Origin of the sequence: Microbacterium trichothecenolyticum, from assembly GCF_030818955.1 — a bacterium.
In the GTDB taxonomy this organism is placed as follows: Bacteria; Actinomycetota; Actinomycetes; order Actinomycetales; family Microbacteriaceae; genus Microbacterium; species Microbacterium trichothecenolyticum_B.
In genome coordinates this window covers 1,990,028-2,013,535 of record NZ_JAUTBF010000001.1, presented here as the reverse complement: position 1 = coordinate 2,013,535, position 23,508 = coordinate 1,990,028, and the positions used below count along the sequence as shown (strand labels likewise).

16 protein-coding genes are annotated in these 23,508 nt (G+C 71.0%); 15 read left to right on the top strand and 1 reads right to left on the bottom strand.

The window, feature by feature from the left end; all coding sequences use genetic code 11:
* Positions 1-10 precede the first annotated feature (10 nt).
* Positions 11-631 carry a hypothetical protein gene (locus QE412_RS09660; protein WP_307482795.1) on the bottom strand — a complete coding sequence of 207 codons (621 nt, stop codon included), beginning with the start codon at positions 629-631 and terminating at the stop codon, positions 11-13.
* A 119-nt stretch (positions 632-750) separates the two neighbouring features.
* On the opposite strand from QE412_RS09660, the gene QE412_RS09655 reads away from it, so the two are divergent.
* From QE412_RS09655 to QE412_RS09585, 15 genes are all read left to right on the top strand, one after another.
* Positions 751-1,827, top strand: a complete 1,077-nt coding sequence (locus QE412_RS09655) for an ABC transporter (protein ID WP_307482793.1) — start codon at positions 751-753, stop codon at positions 1,825-1,827.
* An 11-nt stretch (positions 1,828-1,838) separates the two neighbouring features.
* Entirely contained in the window at positions 1,839-2,339 is a 501-nt protein-coding gene (locus tag QE412_RS09650) for a hypothetical protein (protein ID WP_307482790.1), read from the top strand.
* Between the two features lie 89 nt (positions 2,340-2,428).
* Positions 2,429-3,088 carry a spermidine/putrescine ABC transporter substrate-binding protein gene (locus QE412_RS09645; protein WP_307482788.1) on the top strand — a complete coding sequence of 220 codons (660 nt, stop codon included), beginning with the start codon at positions 2,429-2,431 and terminating at the stop codon, positions 3,086-3,088.
* 115 nt (positions 3,089-3,203) lie between these two features.
* Positions 3,204-4,337, top strand: coding sequence for a serine/threonine-protein kinase (locus QE412_RS09640; RefSeq protein ID WP_307482786.1), 1,134 nt, complete (start codon positions 3,204-3,206; stop codon positions 4,335-4,337).
* Positions 4,337-10,309: an Ig-like domain-containing protein gene (locus tag QE412_RS09635; protein WP_307482784.1), complete on the top strand. Its 5,973-nt coding sequence runs from the start codon at positions 4,337-4,339 to the stop codon at positions 10,307-10,309. Before QE412_RS09640 ends, QE412_RS09635 begins: the two co-directional genes overlap by 1 nt.
* A 64-nt stretch (positions 10,310-10,373) precedes the next feature.
* Positions 10,374-11,339, top strand: coding sequence for an AAA family ATPase (locus QE412_RS09630; protein WP_307482781.1), 966 nt, complete (start codon positions 10,374-10,376; stop codon positions 11,337-11,339).
* A gap of 43 nt (positions 11,340-11,382) precedes the next feature.
* Positions 11,383-12,759, top strand: coding sequence for a DUF58 domain-containing protein (locus tag QE412_RS09625; RefSeq protein ID WP_307482779.1), 1,377 nt, complete (start codon positions 11,383-11,385; stop codon positions 12,757-12,759).
* A complete protein-coding gene (locus QE412_RS09620; protein WP_307482777.1) occupies positions 12,756-15,272 on the top strand; it encodes a transglutaminase domain-containing protein in 2,517 nt (838 codons plus the stop codon). Before QE412_RS09625 ends, QE412_RS09620 begins: the two co-directional genes overlap by 4 nt.
* Entirely contained in the window at positions 15,269-16,906 is a 1,638-nt protein-coding gene (locus QE412_RS09615; RefSeq protein WP_307482775.1) for a DUF5684 domain-containing protein, read from the top strand. The genes QE412_RS09620 and QE412_RS09615 overlap by 4 nt, the downstream gene beginning before the upstream one ends.
* Positions 16,903-17,688, top strand: coding sequence for a hypothetical protein (locus tag QE412_RS09610; protein ID WP_307482772.1), 786 nt, complete (start codon positions 16,903-16,905; stop codon positions 17,686-17,688). The genes QE412_RS09615 and QE412_RS09610 overlap by 4 nt, the downstream gene beginning before the upstream one ends.
* A gap of 353 nt (positions 17,689-18,041) precedes the next feature.
* On the top strand, positions 18,042-18,410 hold the full coding sequence (rpsL, locus tag QE412_RS09605) for a 30S ribosomal protein S12 (protein WP_013584051.1): 369 nt from the start codon (positions 18,042-18,044) through the stop codon (positions 18,408-18,410).
* A 5-nt stretch (positions 18,411-18,415) separates the two neighbouring features.
* Positions 18,416-18,886: a 30S ribosomal protein S7 gene (gene rpsG, locus QE412_RS09600; protein WP_013584050.1), complete on the top strand. Its 471-nt coding sequence runs from the start codon at positions 18,416-18,418 to the stop codon at positions 18,884-18,886.
* An 87-nt stretch (positions 18,887-18,973) separates the two neighbouring features.
* Positions 18,974-21,088, top strand: a complete 2,115-nt coding sequence (fusA, locus tag QE412_RS09595) for an elongation factor G (RefSeq protein ID WP_307482769.1) — start codon at positions 18,974-18,976, stop codon at positions 21,086-21,088.
* A 161-nt stretch (positions 21,089-21,249) separates the two neighbouring features.
* Entirely contained in the window at positions 21,250-22,443 is a 1,194-nt protein-coding gene (tuf, locus tag QE412_RS09590) for an elongation factor Tu (RefSeq protein WP_058595425.1), read from the top strand.
* A gap of 201 nt (positions 22,444-22,644) precedes the next feature.
* Positions 22,645-23,484, top strand: a complete 840-nt coding sequence (locus tag QE412_RS09585) for a hypothetical protein (RefSeq protein ID WP_307482765.1) — start codon at positions 22,645-22,647, stop codon at positions 23,482-23,484.
* The last annotated feature ends 24 nt before the right edge of the window (positions 23,485-23,508 follow it).

Sequence of the window (23,508 nt, the reverse complement as noted above, 5' to 3'; positions counted from 1 at the left end):
CCGGACGGGCTCAGGCCGAGGGGGTGGGTGCGGGAGTCGATGTGCCGAAGATCGACGCGATGATGCTCGCGGTGTAGCCGGTGGGCGCGAGGTTGGAGTACTGCGTGTCGATGAGTACCCCGTCTCGCCAGAAGAGCGTGCGGCCGTCGTTGACCGGGTAGGTCGGGTTGATCCACGTCTTCTCGCAGCGCGTGCCCTCGTCGGGGGTGTAGCAGCTGAACCCCTGCGTCGACACGAGGTCGTTGAGCATGTCGAGGGCGGGGCCGCGGTCCATCTGGGAGATGCGGGTGACCAGGCCGGTGGTGTCGGTGGCGGGGTCCCGCCAGATGCACACGAGCGAGCCGTCGCCGAACAGGCCGGACGGCCCCATCGCGGGGTCGTTCAGCGGAATGGAACCGAGCTGCGCCAGAACGTCGGCCGACAGGATGGCGCGGCAGTCGGTGGGCAGTGTCACGGGCTTCGTCGACGGCGTGATCGTCGGGATGGGAGTGGGGCTGGTGCTGCTCGCTGCCGTCTCGGTACCGGTCGGAGCGGCCTGGCCGCCGGTCTCGGGCGCGCATGCGCTCAATCCGACCACGGCGGCGCCGACGAGCACGGCGGCGAAGATCGGGTGCAGCGGGCGTCGAGGCATGGGAACACCCTAGACGGCACCGCCGACACGGTCGAGAAGCGATACGACGGCATGCCTGCGCCGCGGTGCGCGAGGACCGGGATAGCCTAGCGCCGCTAGCACCGCGTGAGGAGACACCGATGAGCGACCACCAGTCGTACGGCGACCCCGTCGATGACCCCAAGGACGAGGCGAACGACGTCGTCGGCCGAGCCCACGAGGGCCTCGCCGAGGCAGAAGCCGCCCGTCGCGACGCGGTCGCCCCCGAGGCGGCCGCGGCCGCCTGGGACGAGCGAGAGACGCACGAGAACGCCGGCGCCGCGCACAGCGCGCCCGTCGTGCACGACGCGTCACCCGTCGAGCCGCAAGACGCCTCGGCGTCGGTCGGCGGGTCGTCGCTCGGCGCGTCGTCGGTCGATCTCGACGACGAAGACGCCCGGTGGGCCGCCTACGCGGCGTCGGCCGAGCCCGAACCGGGCACCGCCGAGACCACGAGTCCCGCCGGGGCGACCTCGTCCGTCGACGACGCCCACCCCACTGCCTCCCCCGCCGCTGCCGGTGCGGCCGTCGGCGCGGCTGCGGGAGCGGGTGCCGCGACGAGCGCGGCGTCGACCTCCGTCGCCGATCAGCCGACGCGCACGATCGGAGCGGCGCAGCCCATCTTCGTGCAGGCGCCCGAGGCGCCGCGGCCCCGCGCGAACCGCGGCGCGGCCGGAGCGATCGGCCTGCTCGCCGCCCTCGCCTTCGCCGTGCTGTACCTTGCGGCGACTCTGGGGCTGGGGCTGCTCACCGGTGACGTGCAGACGTCGGATCTGGGGCAGGCGGCGCTGGCGGCGCTGGCCACCTGGGGTCTGTGGGTACCGACGGTGGCGTTCTACTTCGGCTTCTGGTTCCTCGGTGCCCTGATCAACCGCGGACGCTGGGGCCACTGGGTCGTGTGGGGCCTCACCGTCGGGGTCGTCGCGTGGCTGGGGCACCTGCTCGGCGTCCTGTTCGCCGCGCCCTTCTGGATGGTCACACCCCGTCAGGCCGTCGACCTGCTGCAGGACAACGTGCTCGCCCCCCTGGCGATCGTCGCCTTCGTGCTCGGGCGCGAGCTGACCATCTGGTTCGGCGCGTGGGTCGCCGCGCGCGGCCGCCGCATCACCGAGCTCAACGCCGAGGCGCAGCGCGAGTACGAGCGCACTCTGGAAGCGGGTCCTCAGCTCGCCGGCTGAGACCGGATGCCATGACGAGCGAACCGCGACCGGCCGGGGTGACCCCGCCGGTCGCGGTCGTCTTGGCCGCGGTCTCCTTCCTCGCGCTCTCCATCGCGGCCCTGGGCGTGGTGAGCCTGGTGCTCGACGCCGATGTCATCCCCGTGCGCGGTCTGGGCGCCATCCCCGGTGTGATCGGTCAGGTCGTGGCCGTATCGGTGTTCGCCGGGGTGCTGTGGTGGGGCCTCAGGGCCGAACCGCCCGGGTACCTGACGGCGGTGCCGTGCGCGATCGGCGCCTTCGTCGGGGAGATCGTGGGGCTCGTCGTCGGCTCCGTCGTCACCGGTGCCGATCCCACCCGTGGGCTGGCTGCGGCCGAGAGCATCGCGCTCGGCTTCCCCGGCGCCGTCATCGCCGCCGCGGGGCTGGTCGCGGGAGCATTCGGCGTGCTGTTGGTGCGCGGGGGCCCGAGGAGCTCTGGCGGCGGCGGACGAGGCAGCGAGGGGACCCGCGACCCCGAGCCCGACCGGTAGACGGTTTCGGGCGGGGGCGTGAACGTCTTCGACGCGCGGAGACCGCGGCATCCTGACTTCTCCGGGCGTGTCGCACTAGCGTAGGGGCCGTGGAGCGGTCGCTCGAGAGCCAGGTCGGTCAGGCGGTGGACGCCTGGCTTCGTTGGCTGCCCCGGTGGGAGCCGGCCAGCCACCGTGGCCGGGTCGCTCCGTGTCGCCGCTGCTTCGGATCGCCCGTGCTGTCGGCGGCGGGTCTGGGCTCCGACGTGCCCCACGGTGTGCAGCACGGCCTGTCCACCCGGGTGAAGGCCATCGTCGATCACGCGGTCGCCGACTACACCTCGCGTAACCTCCCCATGCTGCAGCGCGAGCTCGACCAGCAGGCCGAACGCAACCGCCGGCGTTCGTATCGGCCCGCGGAGGGGCTCGAGCCGGAGTTCGAGGGGATGCCGCTGGACCCCGATCCCGAGCCCGGGGCGCCCTTCCTCTTCACGCTGACGGGACTGGCCGCCGAGGAGGATGCCACCATCCCCGACCTGCCTCCGCTCTCGGATGCCGCGAAGGCGGCGCTGCGGCAGGAGGTGGGCCTCGCCGACGATTACGCGAACATGATCGGACGCGAGGTGTGCGCGATCCTGCTGCACCACCGCCTGCGCGTCCAGGCAGCGGTGGCCGAATACGTGGAGCCGCAGATCGCGGCGTTGCTCGATGATCTGACGCGTTCGCTCGACGCCCCGTTCGATCCGCGCGAACCGGGTCCGTCGACCTGACCCTGTGGAGGACGGGCGCGGGGGAGATGTCCGGGGCTCGCAGAGACGATTTTGTTAGCATGCTCCAGGTGTCCGCCCGCTGAGTCGCGGGCACGTCGTCCGGGGAGGGGGCTCGATGCCGCAGCGCCTTCCGTCGTCGCCGCCGATCCTGCCCGGTCTGGCGTACATCCGTCCGCTCGGATCGGGCGGCTTCGCCGACGTCTTCCTCTACGGCCAGGACATGCCCCGTCGCGACGTCGCGGTGAAGGTGCTGCCGAGCGACGTGCGCGACACCGATCTGCTGCGCATGTTCAACGCCGAGGCCGACGTGCTCGCCCACCTCTCGGCGCACCCGTCGATCGTCACGGTCTACCAGGCGGGCATCTCGGCCGACGGCCGCCCCTACATCGTCATGGAGTTCTGCCCCGGCTCGCTCGCGCAGCGCTATCGCGTGGAACGCATCCCGGTCGCCGAGGTGCTCTCGATCGGTGTGCGCATGGCGGGCGCCCTCGAGTCCGCCCACCATGCCGGACTGATCCACCGTGACGTCAAACCCAGCAACATCCTCGTGACGACCTTCGGCGCACCCGTCCTGGCCGACTTCGGCATCTCGTCGTCGCTCGCCCCCCAGGGGGCCGACGAGATGCTCGCCATGTCGGTACCGTGGAGCGCGCCCGAGGTCGTCGCCGAGCAGACCGCGGGAACGGTCGCGAGCGAGGTCTGGAGTCTCGGCGCGACCGTGTATTCGCTGTTGGCCGGGCACAGCCCGTTCGAGCGCCGCGAGCGTGGCCAGAACTCGCGCGAGCAGCTGCGGCGCCGTATCGCTCGTGCCACCTACACCGAGATCTCCCGCGCCGACGTCCCCGCCGCCGTGCAGGAGGTGCTGGCGACGGCGATGGCGCGCAACCCCGGCGACCGGTACGCCAGCGCTCGCGCGTTCGGTGAGGCCCTGCAGCGCGTGCAGAGCGAGATCGGGCTTCCCGCGACGCCGCTGGAGGTGCCGGCGGCCGAGTGGACCCCCGCGGCGCGCTCGGTGGACTTCTCCGACGCGACCCTGCGCGGGCCCGCACGTTCGCGGATCGCCCGCGAAAGATCGCGCAAGATCCGCGGCACCTCCGGGGTCGCCGGGCTCGCGCGCGACGAAGACACCGACATCGCCGCACCCGCGTCGTCCGCCTCTCGCGTGCTGCCGTGGGTTCTGGCCGGGGCGACTCTGGTGACGGCGGGGGCGGTCGCCGTCGCCGCGCTCTTCGCGACGGGCGTCCTCTGATGAGGCGCCGCACGCTCATCGGGCTCGCGTCCAGCCTGGCTGCGGTCGTCCTCGTCGTCACGGCCAGTATCGTCTGGCCCGGTCTCGACGCCCAGCAGACGCCCGAGGTCGACACCTCGGTGTGGGCGCTGCAGACGGGTGAGGGCCAGCGCTACGCGCGCGTGAACACGTCGGTGGGCGAGCTCGACACCGTTCGCGCGGCCAGCAACCCCAGCGAGGTGGCACAGAGCGCAGACGGCGCCTACCTGTTCACCGACAGTTTCAGCAAGCTGACCCGCATCGACGAGGCGCAGCCCGTCGACCTGCAACAGGAGCAGCTCGAGACCGCGCCCGACACTCCGCCCGGGACCACGTCGGTCGTCACAGCGGGCGACTACGCCGTCTACCGCACCGATGCGGGCACGCTCTTCGTCGGCCGGCTGAGTCAGGCCGGACAGAGCTCCACAGAGCTCGACCCGTTCGGGACGGCCGGCGACGACGAGGCCCCCGCGTACACGGCGGATGCCATCGCCCTCGATGCCCGGGGCATGCTCTTCGCCTACTCGTCCGTCGACGGATCGGTCATCCGCTACGACCTCGAGGCCGATGAGGTGCGATCGCGCGACGAGCTCGCCGTCGATGTCGCCGCGCCCGTGCTCTCGGCTGCCGGCGACACCTGGGTGCTCGTCGATCCGGATGCCGGACGGGTGTGGGTGCGCGGAGCCGACCCCGTCGACATCGACGCCGGCGACCAGCTCGTGGTGGGCGACGCCGATGCCGACGCGCGGGCGGTCTACGTCGCCGACGAGCAGTCGCTGTGGAGCATCCCCGTCGACGGGAGTGCACCGCGTCGTGAGGTGGGCGGGGGCGGCGCCGTCATCGGTCAGCCCGCGCGGCCCCTCACCCACCAGGGAGTCACGTACGCGGCGTGGCTGCTCCCGGGCGATGCGGGTGGCACGCTGTGGCGGTCCGACCGCGGCGAGACCGACCTCGACTACGGGGGCGCGACCCTCGCCGACCAGCGCCGACCGGTCTTCGTCGCGACCGAGCACGCCGTCATCTTGAACGAGACGCGTTCGGGGTGGGTGTGGACGGTCCCCGACGGTGCGCTCGTGGCATCCAGCCAGAACTGGTCGCTCGACGACCGCACCGAGCAGGCGGCGCAGCAGAGCGACGAACAGCTGAGCGTCGTGCTCGACCCCAAGCCCCCCGTCGCCGAGCCCGACGCCTTCGGCGTGCGGGCGGGACGCCTCGCCACATTGCCCGTGCTGCTGAACGACCACGACCCGAACGAGGACGTGCTGAGCATCGTGCCCGAGAGCGTCACCGGTCTCGACCCCGGCTTCGGCACCCTGACGGTCACCGACGCAGGTCAGCGCCTCGCCGTGCGCGTGGCGCCCGGCGCCAGCGGGTCGGCCACGTTCTCGTACGCCGTCACCGACGGCACCACCGCAGACGGGCTGACCTCGCCCGCGACCACGGTGACGTTGACGGTCTCACCGGCGGCCGCCAACGCCGCTCCCGTGTGGTGCGGTGTCGAGAAGTGCCTGCAGCCGTGGCCCACGCCCGAGGTGGCGCGCGGCGGCACCATCACCGTGCCGGTGCTCCCGGGGTGGGTCGACCCCGACGGCGACCCGCTGCTGCTGCTGTCCGTCGAGAACCCGGGCGGTGTCGGCACGGTGGCGGCGACGCCCGCCGGCGATGTCGTGTACCAGCACGCCGACGACGGTTCCGGCGGGGAGCAGAACGTCCAGCTCGACGTCACCGTGGCCGACACCGCCGGTGCCACGACGACCAAACCCCTCGTCATCCGGGTCGCGCCCGACCCCACCCTGGCCGTGCAGTCGTTCGCGCGACTCGACACCGTGGGCTCGGCGCTGACGGTCGACGTGGGCCCCCACGTGACGGGGACCGCCGGTGACGTCACACTGACGTCGGTGCGGGTGCTCGACGGCGCCGCGGCCGCCGCCACGGTGGTGGGCGGCAGCACCAGGTTCGATTTCTCGGCCGGACAACCGGGTGTCTACCGCGTCGACTTCACCGTCAGCGCGGGGGCGAGGGATGCCACGGGTACCGCGCGCATCACCCTTCTCGCCGCCGACGCCCCCGCCCAGCTGTCGACCTCACCGGTGGTCGCGTTCGTGCGACCGCAAGAAGACGCCACCCTCGACGTGTTCGCGGCCGTGTCGAACCCCACGGGCCGTGTCCTGCTGCTCAGCGACGTGGAGCCGGTCGCCCAAGAAGGGGCATCGCTCAGCGTCGACACCGTCGGGCAGAACGATCTGCGTGTGTCGGGAAGCACCGCCGACGGCAGCGCGGGCCTTCTCGGAACCGTCGGGTACACCGTGAGCGACGGCACCGACGACGAAGGCTCGCGCGTGAGGGGCGAGGCGACGGTGTACCTGCTGCCGCCGGCTCCCGAGATCGCTCCGATCGCCGTCGACGACACCGTGACCGTGCGCGCGGGCGCCCAGGTCGACATCCCCGTGCTCGACAACGACATCTCCCCGGCCGGCGGTCGCCCCGTGCTCGATCCTTCGAGCGTGCAGGCCCAGCCCGCCAGCGACGCCCTCGCCTTCGCGTCCGCCGGTGTGCTGCGCTATCTCGCCCCGACCTCGCCGGGTACGTACGAGGTGACCTACCGCGTGTACACGACCGGCGCCCCGACCCTGTGGGACGAGGCGACGGTGCGCATCACGGTGCTGGGCGATGAGGCGAACCGCGCGCCACTGCCCGACACCCTCGAAGGACGGGTGCTCAGCGGCGGTACCACCACGATCGACTTCCGCGGCTTCGGCATCGACCCCGACGGCGACGCCGTCACCCTCGATCGCATCGCGACCCAGCCCGACCGGGGTACGGCATCCGTGTCGCCCGACGGGTCATCGATCGTGTACTCGTCGATCCCGGGCGACCGCGGGCAGATCTCCTTCCGCTACCGGGTCTCCGACACCGCCGGGGCCACCGGCGAGGGCACGGTGCGCATCGGCGTCCTCGACGCCGAGGCCAACCCCAGCCCCATCACCTTCACCGACTACGTGCAGGTGCAGGCCGGCGCCGACAGCACGATCCGGGTCAGTCCCCTCGCCAACGACATCGACCCGACCCAGGGACGCCTGAAGCTGACGGGCGTGCGCCCCGACCTGCCGGAGAAGCTCGTGGACGGCAGCGACAACGCCGAGTACGCGCGTCTGAGCGGCTTCGTGCAGACGGTCACCGACACGGGCGTGGTCCTGCGGGCGGGGGATGAGCCCGCGACGATGTCGTTCCTCTACGACGTCGCCTCCGACTCGGGCAACACCGGCCGCGGACTCATCGTGGTGAAGGTGGTGCGCGAGAGCGTGCCCGACTACCCGGTGGTCGCCGACACGGTTCTGACGGTCGAGAACCGCGACGACTTCACCTCGGGCGTCGACGTGATCGCCGGGAAGGCCTCCTGGGCGGGCGGCGATGTCGCATCGCTCGCCGTGTCACTGTGGGCTCAGCCCGCGGGCGTGCAGGTCGACGGGCGGCGCATCTCGGGGCAGCTCCCGGCGACCCGGCGGGTGATCCCGTTCGTCGTCTCCGCGCGTGTGGGAGACACCGACATCACGACTTACGCCTTCCTGCGCGTGCCCGGCGACGACGACCTGAGCCTGTCGCTGCGGCCCGGGACCGCGCAGCGGGTCGACGAGCTCGGCTCGGTGCAGTTCGACATGGCGTCTCTCGTAGCCCTGCCCCGGCGCGCCACGCTCGAGGTCGGCTCCGACGTCACGGCCACCGGCGCCCGGTCGCAGGGCCGGTGCAGCGTCAGCGGATCCGTGGTGAGCTACGAGGCCGGAACGGGATCCCCCTGGACCGATGCCTGTCAGGTGCCCGTCCGCGTGGCCGGAACGCAGGATTGGACCGTGCTGTCGGTTCCCATCGGAGTGGTCGCGCGCGACCCGCAGCCCGAGCTGCGACCGGGGGCATTGACCGTCGGCCCCGGTGAGAGCGCCACCTTCGACCTGCGCAACATGACCTCGTGGCAGCTGGGCCGCGAGGACTGGGCAGCGATCCGCTACGCGATGGACTACGCGGGTTCGGCCTTCGAGGTGGCGCTGAACGGCTCGACCGTCACCGTCACCGGCACCGACCGCGCCGTTCCGGGCACCGAGAACGCCGCCGTCATCTCGATCAACAGCCACAACGCCGTCGCGCCCGCGCGCCTCGTGCTGCGCGTCGGCGCTGCGCCGTCGACCCTGCCCCAGGGGGGAACCACGTCGTTCCAGTGCTCGCAGGCGACGGGGTCGAGCTGCACCGTCGACGTCGTGGGTGCCAGCGGCGAGGTCAACCCGCTGCCGCGCACGCCGCTCGAGGTCGTGGGTGTGCGCCCGACCGCCGCGTGCGCCGGGGTCAGTTTCGCCGTGGCGTCGTCGACGAGCATCCAGGCGTCGTGGACGGATGACGCCCCCGGCGCAACGTGCGGCGCGAGCGTCACCCTTCGCGACGCGCAGGGACGCACCACCGCCGCCACCCGCGACGCACGCGTCGTGTTCGACCTGCTCGGCTACCCCCGAGGGCCCGCGAGCGTGCGGCAGACGGCGTACGCCGATGGCTCGTTGACCCTGCGCGTCGACCCGGGTGAAGCGCGTCGCGCCTACCCGGCGCTCAGCGGGTTCATCGTGCGTTCGCGTGGCGAGGTGGTCGCACAGTGCGGCCCCGACGGCGGGTGCTCGAGCATCGCCGCTCCCAACGGCGACCAGCGCGAGTACGTCGTGAATGCCGTGAACAGCGTGGGCGAGTCCCGCGCGTCCGTGCGCACCACGGCCTGGGCCTACGACACCCCGGACCGTCCGTCCTCGGGGCAGTTCACGCCGGTGCAGACCGGGGGAGACGGAAAGGTCGTCGACCTGACGATCACCGGCATCGACGCGGCCGAGACCGGCACGCTCGAGGTCAAGAGCGAGGCCGGCGAGACGAAGAGGGTCGACGTCGGACGCAACCAGGACGCCGTTACCCTTCGCGGCTTCACCGTCGGCAGCAATACTGGCGCCAAGGTCACGGTGACGCCCATCTCGCGCTTCTCGGTCCCGCCCGGGCTGGGCGGCTCGCAGAACGGCGACGCGCTGATCTTCACCGCCCACGGTGTGGGAAAGCCGCAGCAGCTCGCCCTCACATTGCGATCGGAACCCAGCGGCGCCGGCAAGGTCACGATCATCGCCGAAGGCTCTGCCTCGACCGACGGCGACGACTCGGCGCTGACGTTCGGCTTCGCGATCGACGGCGCCTGCCGCACCGTCGGCGACGAGCGCCGGGCGGAGTTCCCGAACCGCGACGACGGAGAGACGTACACGGTGCGCATGTGCGTCGATTCGGTCTTCCAGGGCAAGACGTTCGGGTCGGACCAGGTCGAGCAGAGCATCCAGGCGGCGCAGGACACCTCCGCGCCGACCGGGTACACCTTCCGCGTCGGGGCGACACCCGACGTTCAGGGCGACACGGCTCGCTGGCGCATCGGTCGCAACGGCATCCAAGAGGGCAGCAAACCGCCCCGCAACAACCACGTCGAGTACGACCGCTGGAACGGCAGCACCGACGTCTTCGGGCGAGACCCCGACATCGGCGTGTACTTCCAGCACGATCTCTGGCCGGCGCGTTCGGAGCGCGGCGAGGTGAAGCCGGCGTCGGGCAGCGCCCCGTATCAGGTCCGGGCCGGCGCGTCACTGGGCTCCTGCGTCGCCGGGCGCGATCTCGAGGTCGAGTGGTCGACCAGCAACGACCTCGGTACCGGCACCCCCTCGTACGCCAAGCTCCGGTACTTCGACAAGAACGACAAGAGCCTCGACGCCGGTGACAACCCGCGAAGGGTGCCGAAGGGTGCGGTGCGCGTATCGGGGGTGGTCGTGAAGATCGACTGGTCCTCCCGCAACTGGGGTCTGGAGCCCGCCACACTCGAGACCGGGGGAAGCTGCGACCCCGGCAAGATCGACGAGCCGTCGCAGCCGCCCACGAACGACGATCCGTCCAACTGACCCGGCACCGCTGGCATCCCCTCTGCGCCGCCGATCCACCCCGCCACAGGAAGACCTCACCGACATGACGATCACCCAGGAGCAGGCCACCTGGTTCGCCCAGACCTTCTCGCAGATCGCCGACAACGTCGAGCGTGCCGTCCTCGGCAAGCGCCACGTCGTCGAGCTCGTGCTCACCGCCATGCTGAGCGACGGGCACGTGCTGCTCGAAGACGTTCCCGGCACGGGCAAGACCTCGCTCGCCCGCGCGGTCGCCCAGTCGGTACAGGGCACGAACACCCGCATCCAGTTCACCCCCGACCTGCTGCCCGGCGACATCACGGGCATCACCGTCTACGACCAGAAGTCGGGCTCGTTCGAGTTCCACACCGGCCCGGTCTTCGCCAACATCGTCCTCGCCGACGAGATCAACCGCGCGAGCCCGAAGACCCAGTCGGCCCTGCTCGAGGTCATGGAAGAGGGGCGGGTCACCATCGACGGCGTCACCCGCGAGGTGGGCGTGCCGTTCCTCGTGCTCGCGACGCAGAACCCGGTCGAACAGGCCGGCACCTATCGCCTGCCCGAGGCGCAACTCGACCGCTTCCTCCTGCGCACCTCGCTCGGCTACCCGGATCACGCCGCGACCGTCCGCATCCTCGACGGGGCCGCTGTCGCCACCGCGGACCTGCGCCCCATCATCACGCCGCAGGCGCTCGTCGGCATGGCAGACCTCGCGGCATCCGTGTACGTCGACCCGCTCGTGCTGGACTACATCGCCCGGCTCGTGGATGCCACGCGCACGGCCGACGAGGTGCGCCTGGGCGTCAGCATCCGCGGGGCGCTCGCCCTCACCCGCGCCACCCGTGCCCGTGCGGCCGCGCAGGGGCGCACGTTCGCCACGCCCGACGACGTGAAGGCCCTCGCCGTGCCGGTGCTCTCGCACCGCCTGATCCTGCACCCCGAGGCCGAGTTCGACGGCGTGACGCAAGAGGCCGTCGTCGGGCAGGTGCTGCTCGACACGCTGCCGCCGACGCAGCGCGAAAGCGCCTGACGGTGCCGGGCTCCGCGGCATCCGCACCCCCGGGGGTCGGATCATGCCCGATGTGACGCGCACCGAGTCGAGGTTGACGCGTACCTCGGTCGGCACGATGGCCACGGGGTCGCGTACGTCGATCACCTCGACGGCGACGCGACGGCAACGCCGGATCGTGCGCGCGGTGGTGCAGGCCGCCGAATGGTGGCGCGTCACCGTCGACGCGGTCACGGCGACGGTGCGCTGGGCGGGGCGTACGGTGCGTCCGGCGGGGGCCGTGGTGGTCGTCGCGGCGACGCTCGGGCTGCTGTGCGGGATCGCTTTCGGCTGGGTCGAGTGGATGGTGGCCGGCAGTGCCGCGCTGCTGCTGCTGGCGATGAGCGTGCCGTTCCTCTTCGGAGCCCGCGCTTACGGTGTCGATCTTGCGCTCGTCCACGAGCGGGTGGTCGCCGGGCAGGGGGTGACCGGCGAGATCGTCGTGCGCAACGAGAGCGCGCGCCCCGCCCTGCCCGGCCGACTCGACATTCCGGTCGGGCGCGGTCTCGTGGAGTTCGGCGTCCCGCTCCTGCGCCCCGGTCACAGCACCACCGAGCCGCTGGAGATCCCGCCCCTGCCGCGCGGGGTCGTCCGTGTCGGACCGGTCACGACGGTCCGTAGCGACCCCCTGGGCCTGCTCCGCCGAGAGCACTCCTTCGACGACGTGCACGAGGTGTTCGTGCACCCGCGCACGGTCGCCATCCCCTCCACGAGCGCCGGGCTCGTACGCGACCTCGAGGGCAATGCCACCCGTCGACTGGTGGACGCCGACATGTCCTTCCACGCGATCCGCGAGTATGTGCCGGGCGACTCCCCGCGTCAGGTGCACTGGAAGTCGACGGCGAAGACGGGCCGGCTCATGGTGCGTCAGTACGAGGAGTCCCGCCGCTCGCGCATGGCCGTCGTCCTGGCGGCGGCGACCCGGGAGTACGCCGACGCCGACGAGTACGAGCTGGCCGTGTCGGCGGCGGCGTCGCTCGCCCTGCGCGCGGTGCGCGATGCGCGCGACATCGACATCGTCACGGGCTCCGAGATCCCTCGCGTGGTCAAGGGGCGTCTGCGCGCCATCCGGCACGTGCCCGTGATCTCGCCCCGCGCCCTGCTCGACGGCTTCAGCGACCTCGGGCGGCATGACAACACCATGCCCGTCGAAGACGTCTGCCGCCTGGCATCCGAGGCCAACGAGCGCCTCTCGATCGCCTTCGTCGTCGTCGGCTCGGCCGTTCCGCTGGGGAGCCTGCGCCAGGCCGCGCTCGCCTTCCCCGCCGACACGGCCGTCGCCGCCGTCATCTGCGACGAGAGGGCTCACCCGCGGATGCAGTCCATCGCGGGTCTGACCGTGCTGACGATCGGCACCCTCGACGATTTGGCGGGTCTTCTCGTGAGAGGAGCGACCTCGTGAGCGAGAGGCGTCGCCGCGTCGCCGCCCGAGGACGGCGCGACGTTTCGGCCGCGCCGCGCATCGCGGCCGGATCCCTGTACACCGCCGCCTGCGTCGCGTTGGCAGCGGTGGCGGCGTGGCCGATCTACGCCTCGGCGTCATTCCTGCTGCTGGTCGGAGTCGCAGTGGCCGTGGCGGCGGTGATCGTCGCTGTCGTCACGTGGCGGCGCGGCAGCGGATGGGTGCTGGCGGCAGTCGTGGCGGGTGCGTTCGTCGTGCTCGCCGTCCCCCTCGCCGTCGCGTCGCGTCTCGCCTCCGCCGCGGATGCGCTGCGGGGAATCGGCGAGGCGCTCGCCGGAGTCGTCGTGGCGTGGAAAGACCTGGTGACGGTCGATCTGCCCGTCGGCTCCTACCGCAATCTGCTGGTCCCCGCGCTCGTCGTCTTTCTGGTGGGGACCGTTGTGACCCTCGCGCTCGCATGGCGTGAGGATCGCCGTGCCCCCGGCGCCGTGATCAGCGGACTCGCGATGGTCGGTTTCGGTCTCTTCTTCGGCCGCACGGCGACCAGCGCCCCCCTCTCGCTCGGTCCGGTGACGCTCGTCGCCCCGGTCGAGACGGCCGTGGGGCTCGCCTCCCTGCTGGTCTGCGTGCTGTGGCTGGCGTGGCGCGCTCGCGACGAGCGTCTCGGGGCCCTTCGTCGGGCGAGCGAGGTGTCCGCGGCGCCGTCGAGATCGAGCCGTTCGGGCGTCGATCGTCGACGCGCCGCCCTGGGCGTGGCGATGCTGGCGGTGGCCGTGTTGGCGACGATCGCCGTCGTCCCGTGGGTGTCGAGGGATGCCGAGCGGCAGGTGCTGCGATCGGCGGCCGGGCCCGACCGCCGGATCGCCGAAGCGGTGAGCCCGCTCGCGCAGTACCGTTCGATGTTCTCCGACGCGAGGTCTGACGACGTGCTCTTCCGCGTCAGCGGGGAGGGGACGTTGCCCGAGCGGATCCGGGTCGCCACGCTCGACACCTACGACGGCGAGATCTTCCGCGCATCCGGCGAAGAAGGCGGAGGTTTCCTCCGTCTGCCGTCGCAGCGCGATCCCGGGGCGGGCCGGCCGGTCGAGGCCGACATCGAGGTCGTCGATCTGAACGGGATATGGATGCCGACGGCGGGCAGCCTCGCCTCCGCGACGTTCGAAGGGGACCGGCGGGCGCAGCTCGCCGACGGGTTCTACTACAGCGCCGATGCCGAGGCCGGTGTGCAGACCGCCGGCGGCGGCCTCGTCGACGGCGACCGGTATCGGGTGGATGCGGTCGAACCGGATGCCGTCGATCTCACCACGTTGACCCCGCCCGGGGTGTCCGGCGGTGTCGACGGCGGCGACAACCTGCGGCGCTGGGTGCAGGAGCACGCGGTCGGAGCAGATGCCGGTGCGGCTCTGCAGACGCTCGTGCAGGTACTGCGCGAGCGCGGCTACCTCAGCCACAGCCTTGCGGCTTCGGGGTCCGCCGTCCCCGCGTGGGCGGCCGACCTGCCGGGGTATCAGGTTCAGCCCAGCGCGTCGGGACACTCGGTGGCGCGCATCGACACCATGTTCGAGCGCCTGCTGGACCGTGAGCAAGACCCGCGGGCGGCGGCATCGGGCAATTTCGTCGCGGCGGTCGGAGACGATGAGCAGTTCGCCGTGGCGGTTGCCCTCATCGCCCGCGAGCTGGGGTTTCCCGCCCGCGTCGTGGTCGGCACCCGTCTCGTCTCCGCCGAGCCCGACCTGCCGACGTGCGTGGCGGGGGAGTGCCGTGCACGCGACCTCAGTGCGTGGACCGAGGTCCAGGGCGTCGACGGCCGGTGGGCGAGCATCGACGTCACCCCGCAGTGGCAGCAGTCGCCGAGCCTGGAGGTGACTCAGCAGCAGGACCCCGAAAACGTCACGGAGGTGCGTCCCGACACCGTCGACGAGGTTGTTCCTCCGGCGCCCGTGCAGGAGGACAACGCTCTCGACGACGACGCACGCACCGATGACGGCCTCGACCTCGCGTGGTTGTGGCCCGTCCTCCGGGTGACCGGCATCGGTGTGCTCGTCCTGCTCGTGTTGTTCGGTCCTTTCCTCGCGATCGTCGTCGCCAAGGCGCTTCGTCGCCGGGGGCGCCGTCGCGACGCCGATCCGCGTGCGGCGATCGCCGGCGGGTGGGACGAGTACGTCGATGCCGGGGTGGATGCGGGCCGCGTCCTCCCTCCCGCGCCGACTCGTCACGACGTCGCCGCGGCCTTCGGCACCGCGTCCGCGACGCGCCTCGCCGAGGAGGCGGACCGGGCGGTCTTCGCACCCGACGCGGTGTCGGCCGACGAGGTCGCGGACTACTGGCGGATGGTCGAGGTCGAACGACGCGTCCTCCTGCGTCAGCGGGGCTGGTGGCGTCGCGTCCGCGCGGCCGTATCGTTGAGATCGTTCCTGCGGTTCCTCACTCCGCGCCGTGCGCGCGCGGGGTCCCTGCATCGCGACGAGAGGGGGAAGCGTCCCACCGCCCCGACGGGACGCGACACGACATGACGGATTCCACCACACTGGTGCTCGGTGCGACCTCGCTCGCGCTCGTCGTCCTGCTGTACGTCTGGTTCGCGGTGGCGCTGGCCGCGCTGTTCCGCAAGATCGGCGAGCCCGTGTGGAAGGCGTGGATCCCGGTGCTCAACGTGGCGATGGTGCTGAAGATCGGCGGCTTCTCGCCCTGGCTCGTTCTGCTGAACATCGTGCCCCTCTTCGGCGGCATCGCGTTCATCGTCGTGTTCATCGTGTCTGTCCACCGCATCTCGGTGGGCTTCGGCGCCGGCGGCGGGATGACGGTGGTCGGCGCCCTCTTCCCCGTGATCTGGGCCAGCATTCTGGGCTTCGGATCAGCTCGCTGGGACGGCGATGGCGGCGGCGGGTCTGCGCGTTCGGGCATCGACGAGGACTCCGTCCCCGTCCGCCGCGGCCGGGAGTTCGACGGCCCGTACGTGCCGCTGATCGGCGGGTGGACGCCGGAGCAGGCCACCGACGGCGAGCGAGGTGCGGGCGCCGCGCGCCCCGTCGAGCCGGCCGTGATGTCGGAGCCCGTGGCGCTGCCTTTCGCCGCGCCGTCCGGTTCGTTGGCAGATGCCGTGCCGTCGCCGAGCGACTGGGCTGCGCCGTCCGACCTGCTCTCCTCGAACGCGGACGGGTCGCGCCGACGCGGTGCTGGCGTGCCCGCCGATGACGCCCTCGCACCCGCGCAGGTGTCCGCCGGGTGGACGCCACCGGCTCCGACGTCGGTGTTCGACGTCCTCGATGCCCTGCGCGCCGAAGCCCCCGCGACGGGCGAGACCCCGATCGACGCGCGCTCGCACGCGGTTTCGCCCGCCCGCGTCGATGACGACGCCGAGGCGGTCGGCCCCCACGTTCCCGTCTCATCGACGGCGGGCGCGCCGTCTCCCGTGTGGGCGCCCCCCGCGCCGACCGGCGACGCCGTTGTCGACGCCTCCTCCGCGCCGTCTCCCGCGGATGACGCCGGCTCCGCGCCCTGGGCGAACCCGCCGCGTCGCTCGGCGCGGTCGGCCGCCGACACGCCGGACGTCGACGCCGGGGCGCCGCTCACCCGTCCGGCGCCGGCGCCGGTCCCGGCACCGCGCGCGCCCGAGGCCGCCGACCCCGACGAGTTCCCGGAGCTGTCCGAGGCGGTCTCCGCGGTGCCCGATGCCCCGGATGCCGGAGCGCCGAGGTCGGCGCGCACGTCGGTCTCCGCCCTGTACGCACAGCCGGGGCTGCCCGCCGACCGAGACGACGACAGCGACGACCTCGATGCGCTCGACCGCACCGTCGTGACGCGGCGCAAGCGGATCCCGTGGGCCCTGATCCCGCCGGGCGGTGCGCCGATCGATCTCACCGCGCCCATCGTCATCCTCGGTCGTCGTCCGGCATCCGACCCGGCGTACCCCGATGCGCAGCTCGTCTCCATCTCGGACGAGACGCGCACCGTGTCCAAGACCCACGCGCGCCTGCAGCTACGCGGGGAGACCTGGTACGTCACCGATCTGGACTCCACGAACGGCGTGCTGTTCGCCACTCTCATGGGGACGGAGGTCGAAGCGCCCCCGGGGGAGGAGATCGAAGCCGGCGAACGCTTCTTCCTCGGTGACGCGGAGGTGCGTCTGTCGCGGAGAGACGTGTGAGCGGCCCGGGCGACCGTTCCGACGAGCCCGACGACGTCACCCTCTGGGCGGGCAGGCTCCGTGCGTGGCCGGCGGTCCCGCAGGCTGCCGCCGAAGACACCGTCGCTGACGACCGCCTCGACGACGACACCGTGCGATCCACCGCGGGCCTTCTCGACGACGACACGATCGTGTCGCGCGGGCCGGAAGCCGGCCCGGCTGCTGCCTCTCACCAGGACGACGTGTTCGCCACGGCACCGCGCCGTCGCGCCGACCCGCAGCCCGCGCCCGCCTCCGACCTCGACGAGACCACGCGTCGCCGGCCGGCGCCGACGCCAGCCCCCGACCTCGACGAGGCCACGCGCCGCCGCGCCGAAAGCGTCCCCGGGGGCGCTGTCGACGGCGTCACCGCTCCGGCCTCGCGCGGTCGGGGCGCGCGGCCGGCATCGCCGCCGTCGACCGCGGTACCCGCGGCCGACGAGAGCACCACCAGGGGCGCCCGCCGCCGCCGAGCTCCGAGGGCGGCGGCATCTGCACTCGAGACCGCGCGCGAGGTCCCCGGCGCCGTGCGCTCCGCGCGCGTCCCCGTCGCCGGGGAGCAGCAGTCCTACGTGCCGCGCACCGACGAGCCCGCACGCATCGAGCGTCGATCGCCGGGGCCCGCTCGTCTTCGCGCGGGCGATGCCGCCGTCGTCCGGCCGCGCACCTCGCGTCGTCGACCTCTCCGGCTGCTGCTCGTGGTCGGCGTGGTCGTCGTGCTGGCGGCCGCCGCGGTCGGGGCGGCCCTGCTGCTGTTCGGCTGACCGGCCGGGCCGCGGCACGCTCTCGGTCCGTGCGTCCGGGCACGTTTGCCCCACCCCCGGGGAGCGCGTATCATTGAGCGGGTGTGCGTTCACGCGCGCCGTACGTCATGCCCTCGGGCGTGTCGTACGGATCAACGCTCGCACCATCTCAGGGATCGGCCTGCGAACAGGTCGCCCCCACGGCATATCCACCACGAACCGTGTCCGATCATTCTGTCGCGCGGTGGATCACACGTGAGCCCGACACGTCACGAATCGCAAGATGAGCGAGGTGTCGGGGGAGACACGACCGCTGTCACCGTGCAGCACCTGGGCGGAACCGACAGGAACCCCCAGCCAATCAAGGAGAGAACGTGCCAACCATTCAGCAGTTGGTTCGCAAGGGCCGCTCGCCGAAGGTCTCGAAGACCAAGGCTCCCGCGCTGAAGTCGAACCCCCAGCAGGCCGGCGTGTGCACCCGCGTGTACACCACGACCCCCAAGAAGCCGAACTCGGCCATGCGCAAGGTCGCTCGCGTGAAGCTGCGCAACGGCACCGAGGTCACCGCCTACATCCCCGGTGAGGGCCACAACCTGCAGGAGCACTCGCTCGTGCTCGTGCGCGGTGGTCGTGTGAAGGACCTCCCCGGTGTCCGTTACAAGATCGTCCGCGGTGCGCTCGACACCCAGGCTGTCAAGAACCGTAAGCAGGCTCGCAGCCGCTACGGCGCGAAGAAGGGCTGAGAACCATGCCTCGTAAGGGTCCCGCCCCGAAGCGTCCCGTCGTCAACGACCCGGTGTACGGCGCTCCCGTCGTCACCCAGCTGGTCAACAAGATCCTCGTCGACGGCAAGAAGTCCATCGCCGAGTCGATCGTCTACGACGCCCTCAAGGGTGTCGAGGCGAAGAACAGCCAGGACGCCGTCGCAACGCTCAAGAAGGCGCTCGACAACGTCCGTCCCACCCTCGAGGTCAAGAGCCGCCGTGTCGGTGGCTCGACCTACCAGGTTCCCGTCGAGGTCAAGCCGCACCGTGCGAACACGCTCGCGCTGCGCTGGCTCGTGAGCTACGCGAAGGGCCGTCGTGAGAAGACGATGACCGAGCGTCTGCAGAACGAGATCCTCGACGCCTCGAACGGCCTCGGTGCCGCGGTCAAGCGCCGCGAAGACACCCACAAGATGGCCGAGTCGAACCGCGCCTTCGCGCACTACCGCTGGTAAAACCCGCGGAGGGTCCGCGGCCGAACCCCGGTCGCGGACCCTCCGATGGGCCCGGCATCAACCTCCCAACAGGTAAGGAAGACACCCGTGGCACAAGACGTGCTCACCGACCTGCACAAGGTCCGCAACATCGGCATCATGGCCCACATCGATGCCGGCAAGACCACGACGACCGAGCGCATCCTGTTCTACACGGGCGTCAACCACAAGATCGGTGAGACGCACGATGGTGCGGCGACCACCGACTGGATGGAGCAGGAGCAGGAGCGTGGCATCACCATCACCTCCGCTGCTGTGACCTGCTTCTGGGACAAGAACCAGATCAACATCATCGACACCCCCGGCCACGTCGACTTCACCGTCGAGGTCGAGCGCTCGCTCCGCGTGCTCGACGGTGCCGTCGCCGTCTTCGACGGCAAGGAGGGCGTCGAGCCCCAGTCCGAGACCGTGTGGCGTCAGGCCGACAAGTACGACGTCCCCCGCATCTGCTTCGTCAACAAGATGGACAAGCTGGGCGCCGACTTCTACTTCACGGTCGACACCATCGTCAACCGCCTGAAGGCCAAGCCGCTGGTCATCCAGCTGCCCATCGGCTCCGAGAACGACTTCGTGGGCGTCATCGACCTCGTCGAGATGCGCGCGCTGGTCTGGCCCGGTGACGCCAAGGGTGACGTGACCATGGGTGCGAAGTACGAGATCCAGGAGATCCCGGCCGACCTCGCCGACAAGGCCGCCGAGTACCGTCAGCAGCTGCTCGAGACCGTCGCCGAGTCCGACGACGCTCTCCTCGAGAAGTTCTTCGGCGGTGAGGAGCTCACGGTCGCCGAGATCAAGGGCGCCATCCGCAAGATGACGATCGCCTCCGAGCTCTACCCCGTGCTCTGCGGTTCGGCGTTCAAGAACCGCGGCGTGCAGCCCATGCTCGACGCGGTCGTCGACTACCTTCCCTCGCCCCTGGACGTGCCCGCCATCGAGGCCCACGACCCCAAGGACGAAGAGATCGTCATCGAGCGCCACGCCGATCGTGAGGAGCCCTTCGCGGCCCTCGCGTTCAAGATCGTGACGCACCCGTTCTTCGGTCGCCTCACCTACATCCGCGTGTACTCGGGTCACCTCGACTCCGGTGCCCAGGTCGTCAACGCGACCAAGGGCAAGAAGGAGCGCATCGGGAAGATCTTCCAGATGCACGCCAACAAGGAGATGCCCGTCGACTCGGTCACCGCCGGTCACATCTACGCGGTCATCGGCCTGAAGGACACCACCACCGGTGACACCCTGTGCGACCCGGCCAACCAGGTCGTGCTCGAGTCGATGACCTTCCCCGAGCCGGTCATCGAGGTCGCCATCGAGCCCAAGACCAAGGCCGACCAGGAGAAGCTGGGTGTCGCCATCCAGAAGCTCGCCGAAGAAGACCCGACGTTCCGCGTCGAGCAGAACGCCGAGACCGGTCAGACCGTCATCAAGGGTATGGGCGAGCTCCACCTCGACATCCTGGTCGACCGCATGAAGCGCGAGTTCAAGGTCGAGGCCAACGTCGGAAAGCCCCAGGTGGCCTACCGCGAGACGATCCGCAAGTCGGTCGAGCGCCACGACTACACCCACAAGAAGCAGACCGGTGGTTCGGGTCAGTTCGCGAAGATCCAGTTCGCGATCGAGCCCCTCGAGGTCACGGCCGACAAGACCTACGAGTTCGAGAACAAGGTCACGGGTGGTCGTATCCCGCGCGAGTACATCTCGCCGACCGACCAGGGCTTCCAGGACGCCATGAACGTCGGCGTGCTCGCCGGCTACCCCATGGTCGGTGTCAAGGCGATCCTGCTCGACGGCGCTTCGCACGACGTCGACTCCTCGGAGATGGCGTTCAAGATCGCCGGCTCCATGGGCTTCAAGGAGGCCGTCCGCAAGGCGAACCCGACCATCCTCGAGCCGATCATGGCTGTCGAGGTGCGTACTCCCGAGGAGTACATGGGTGATGTCATCGGCGACCTGAACTCGCGTCGTGGCCAGATCCAGTCGATGGAAGACGCCGCCGGCGTCAAGGTCGTCCGCGCCAACGTGCCGCTGTCCGAGATGTTCGGCTACATCGGCGACCTGCGTTCGAAGACCTCGGGCCGTGCCGTCTACTCCATGGAGTTCGACAGCTACGCCGATGTCCCGAAGGCCGTGGCCGACGAGATCGTCCAGAAGAACAAGGGCGAGTAACACCGCCCTCACGGATGCCGGGAGCCCCGGGTTCTGCTCAGGTTCCCGGCATCCGCTCAAACTGAATACCGACTCTCTAGTAACCTGAGAACCATCCCCGCGAAGAACCGGTCGCAATCCAGCGCCCGAGATCTCGCAACCAACGTCCTGAGGAGGACCCAGTGGCTAAGGCCAAGTTCGAGCGGACCAAGCCGCACGTGAACATCGGAACGATCGGTCACGTCGACCACGGCAAGACCACGCTCACCGCTGCCATCTCGAAGGTGCTCGCCGACAAGTTCCCGTCGGCCACCAACGTTCAGCGTGACTTCGCGTCGATCGACTCCGCGCCGGAAGAGCGTCAGCGCGGTATCACGATCAACATCTCGCACGTCGAGTACGAGACCCCCAAGCGTCACTACGCTCACGTCGACGCCCCCGGTCACGCCGACTACATCAAGAACATGATCACCGGTGCCGCTCAGATGGACGGCGCGATCCTCGTGGTCGCCGCCACCGACGGCCCGATGGCGCAGACCCGTGAGCACGTCCTGCTCGCCAAGCAGGTCGGCGTGCCCTACCTGCTCGTCGCGCTGAACAAGAGCGACATGGTCGACGACGAGGAGATCCTGGAGCTCGTCGAGCTCGAGGTTCGCGAGCTCCTTTCGTCGCAGGACTTCGACGGCGACAACGCCCCCGTCGTGCGCGTCTCGGGCCTCAAGGCTCTCGAAGGTGACGAGCAGTGGGTCAACTCGATCGTCGAGCTCATGGAGGCCGTCGACGAGTCGATCCCCGACCCGGTGCGTGACAAGGACAAGCCCTTCCTCATGCCCATCGAGGACGTCTTCACGATCACCGGTCGTGGCACGGTCGTCACGGGCCGCGCCGAGCGCGGTACCCTCGCGATCAACTCCGAGGTCGAGATCGTCGGCATCCGCCCGACGCAGAAGACCACGGTCACGGGTATCGAGATGTTCCACAAGCAGCTCGACGAGGCCTGGGCCGGCGAGAACTGTGGTCTGCTCCTGCGCGGCACCAAGCGTGACGACGTCGAGCGCGGTCAGGTCGTCGTGAAGCCCGGTTCGGTCACCCCCCACACCAACTTCGAGGGCACGGCGTACATCCTGTCCAAGGAAGAGGGCGGCCGCCACAACCCGTTCTTCACCAACTACCGCCCGCAGTTCTACTTCCGTACCACGGACGTGACCGGCGTCATCACGCTGCCCGAGGGCACCGAGATGGTCATGCCCGGTGACACCACCGAGATGTCGGTCGAGCTCATCCAGCCGATCGCCATGGAAGAGGGCCTCGGCTACGCGATCCGTGAGGGTGGCCGCACCGTCGGTGCCGGTACCGTCACCAAGATCCTCAAGTAAGTCTCTCCAGACTCCACTCGGCACGGGCCGGGCCTTCGGGCCCGGCCTTTGTCGTTCCCGCGGATGCTTCGACGCCGGGCATGCGCCGTGAGCCTGCCGCCCGGTGCAGAGCGGGTGGGCCGCAGCGATCAGCGCGGGCTGTGAGGCAAGCCGGAGCTCGCGGCACGCGGGCTACGCGGGTGAAACCCGTAAGCTGAACGGGTGAGTGACAACCCCGTCGAGCCGAGCCGACGCTCCCGTCGCGAGGCGCGGACCGAGAGCGCCCGCCCCTCGACCGTTCGGATCGACGACCTGGCCATCGGCTCCGACCCGGCCGAGCCCAGCCCTTCCGCGCGGTCGACACGCGAGGAGCGGACCTCGACTCGCGCGACCCAGGCCCGCGTCGGCGGCTTCATCGGCACGTGGAAGCCCCTCGTCGCTGCCGCGGCCGCACTCGTCGTGGCCGTCGTGGTGGGACTCCTCGCCGGCGTTGCGTTCGACGGCGCCGCCGGTCGCAGTGTCGGCAGCGTGCTGGCATCCATTGTCGTGGGCGGCACGGGGCTCGGCCTCATCGCCCGCGCGCGCCCGGCCGGCTTCTTGCGCCTGCGCGGTCTCGACGTGCTGTGGGCCCTCGTGCTGGGAGCGGTGCTGCCCTTCGTCGCCGGCGTCGCGGCGGGCTCTGTCGGTTGGCCCGCCTTGGCCGCCCTGTCCCCGCGGTGGCTCCTGCTCGGTGTCGCCGCGCCGTTCGTCGTCGTGGTCCTGCTCACCGTGTTCGCGATCGGGTTCGTCTACCCGGCCGCCCTCTCGTACGCCCGCACGCTTCTGTCTGCGAACAACGCCCGCGTCGTGGCCGCCGCGGTCGCCGCGGTGGCCTTCGCCGTCATCCCGATCGTGTTCGCGGGAACGGTCTCGGGCATGCCGGTGGCCCTCCTGGTGGGGCTGGGGATCGCGGCATCCGTCTTCGTGGGGCTGTCTGGCCGCTTCTGGGGACCCGTCCTGATGGGAACCGTCTTCACCGCAGTGTGGGTGGCCCTCTCGGTGGCCGGGTACGTGCTGGCCTGACGCTGCCGAGCTCCTCGTCGGCTC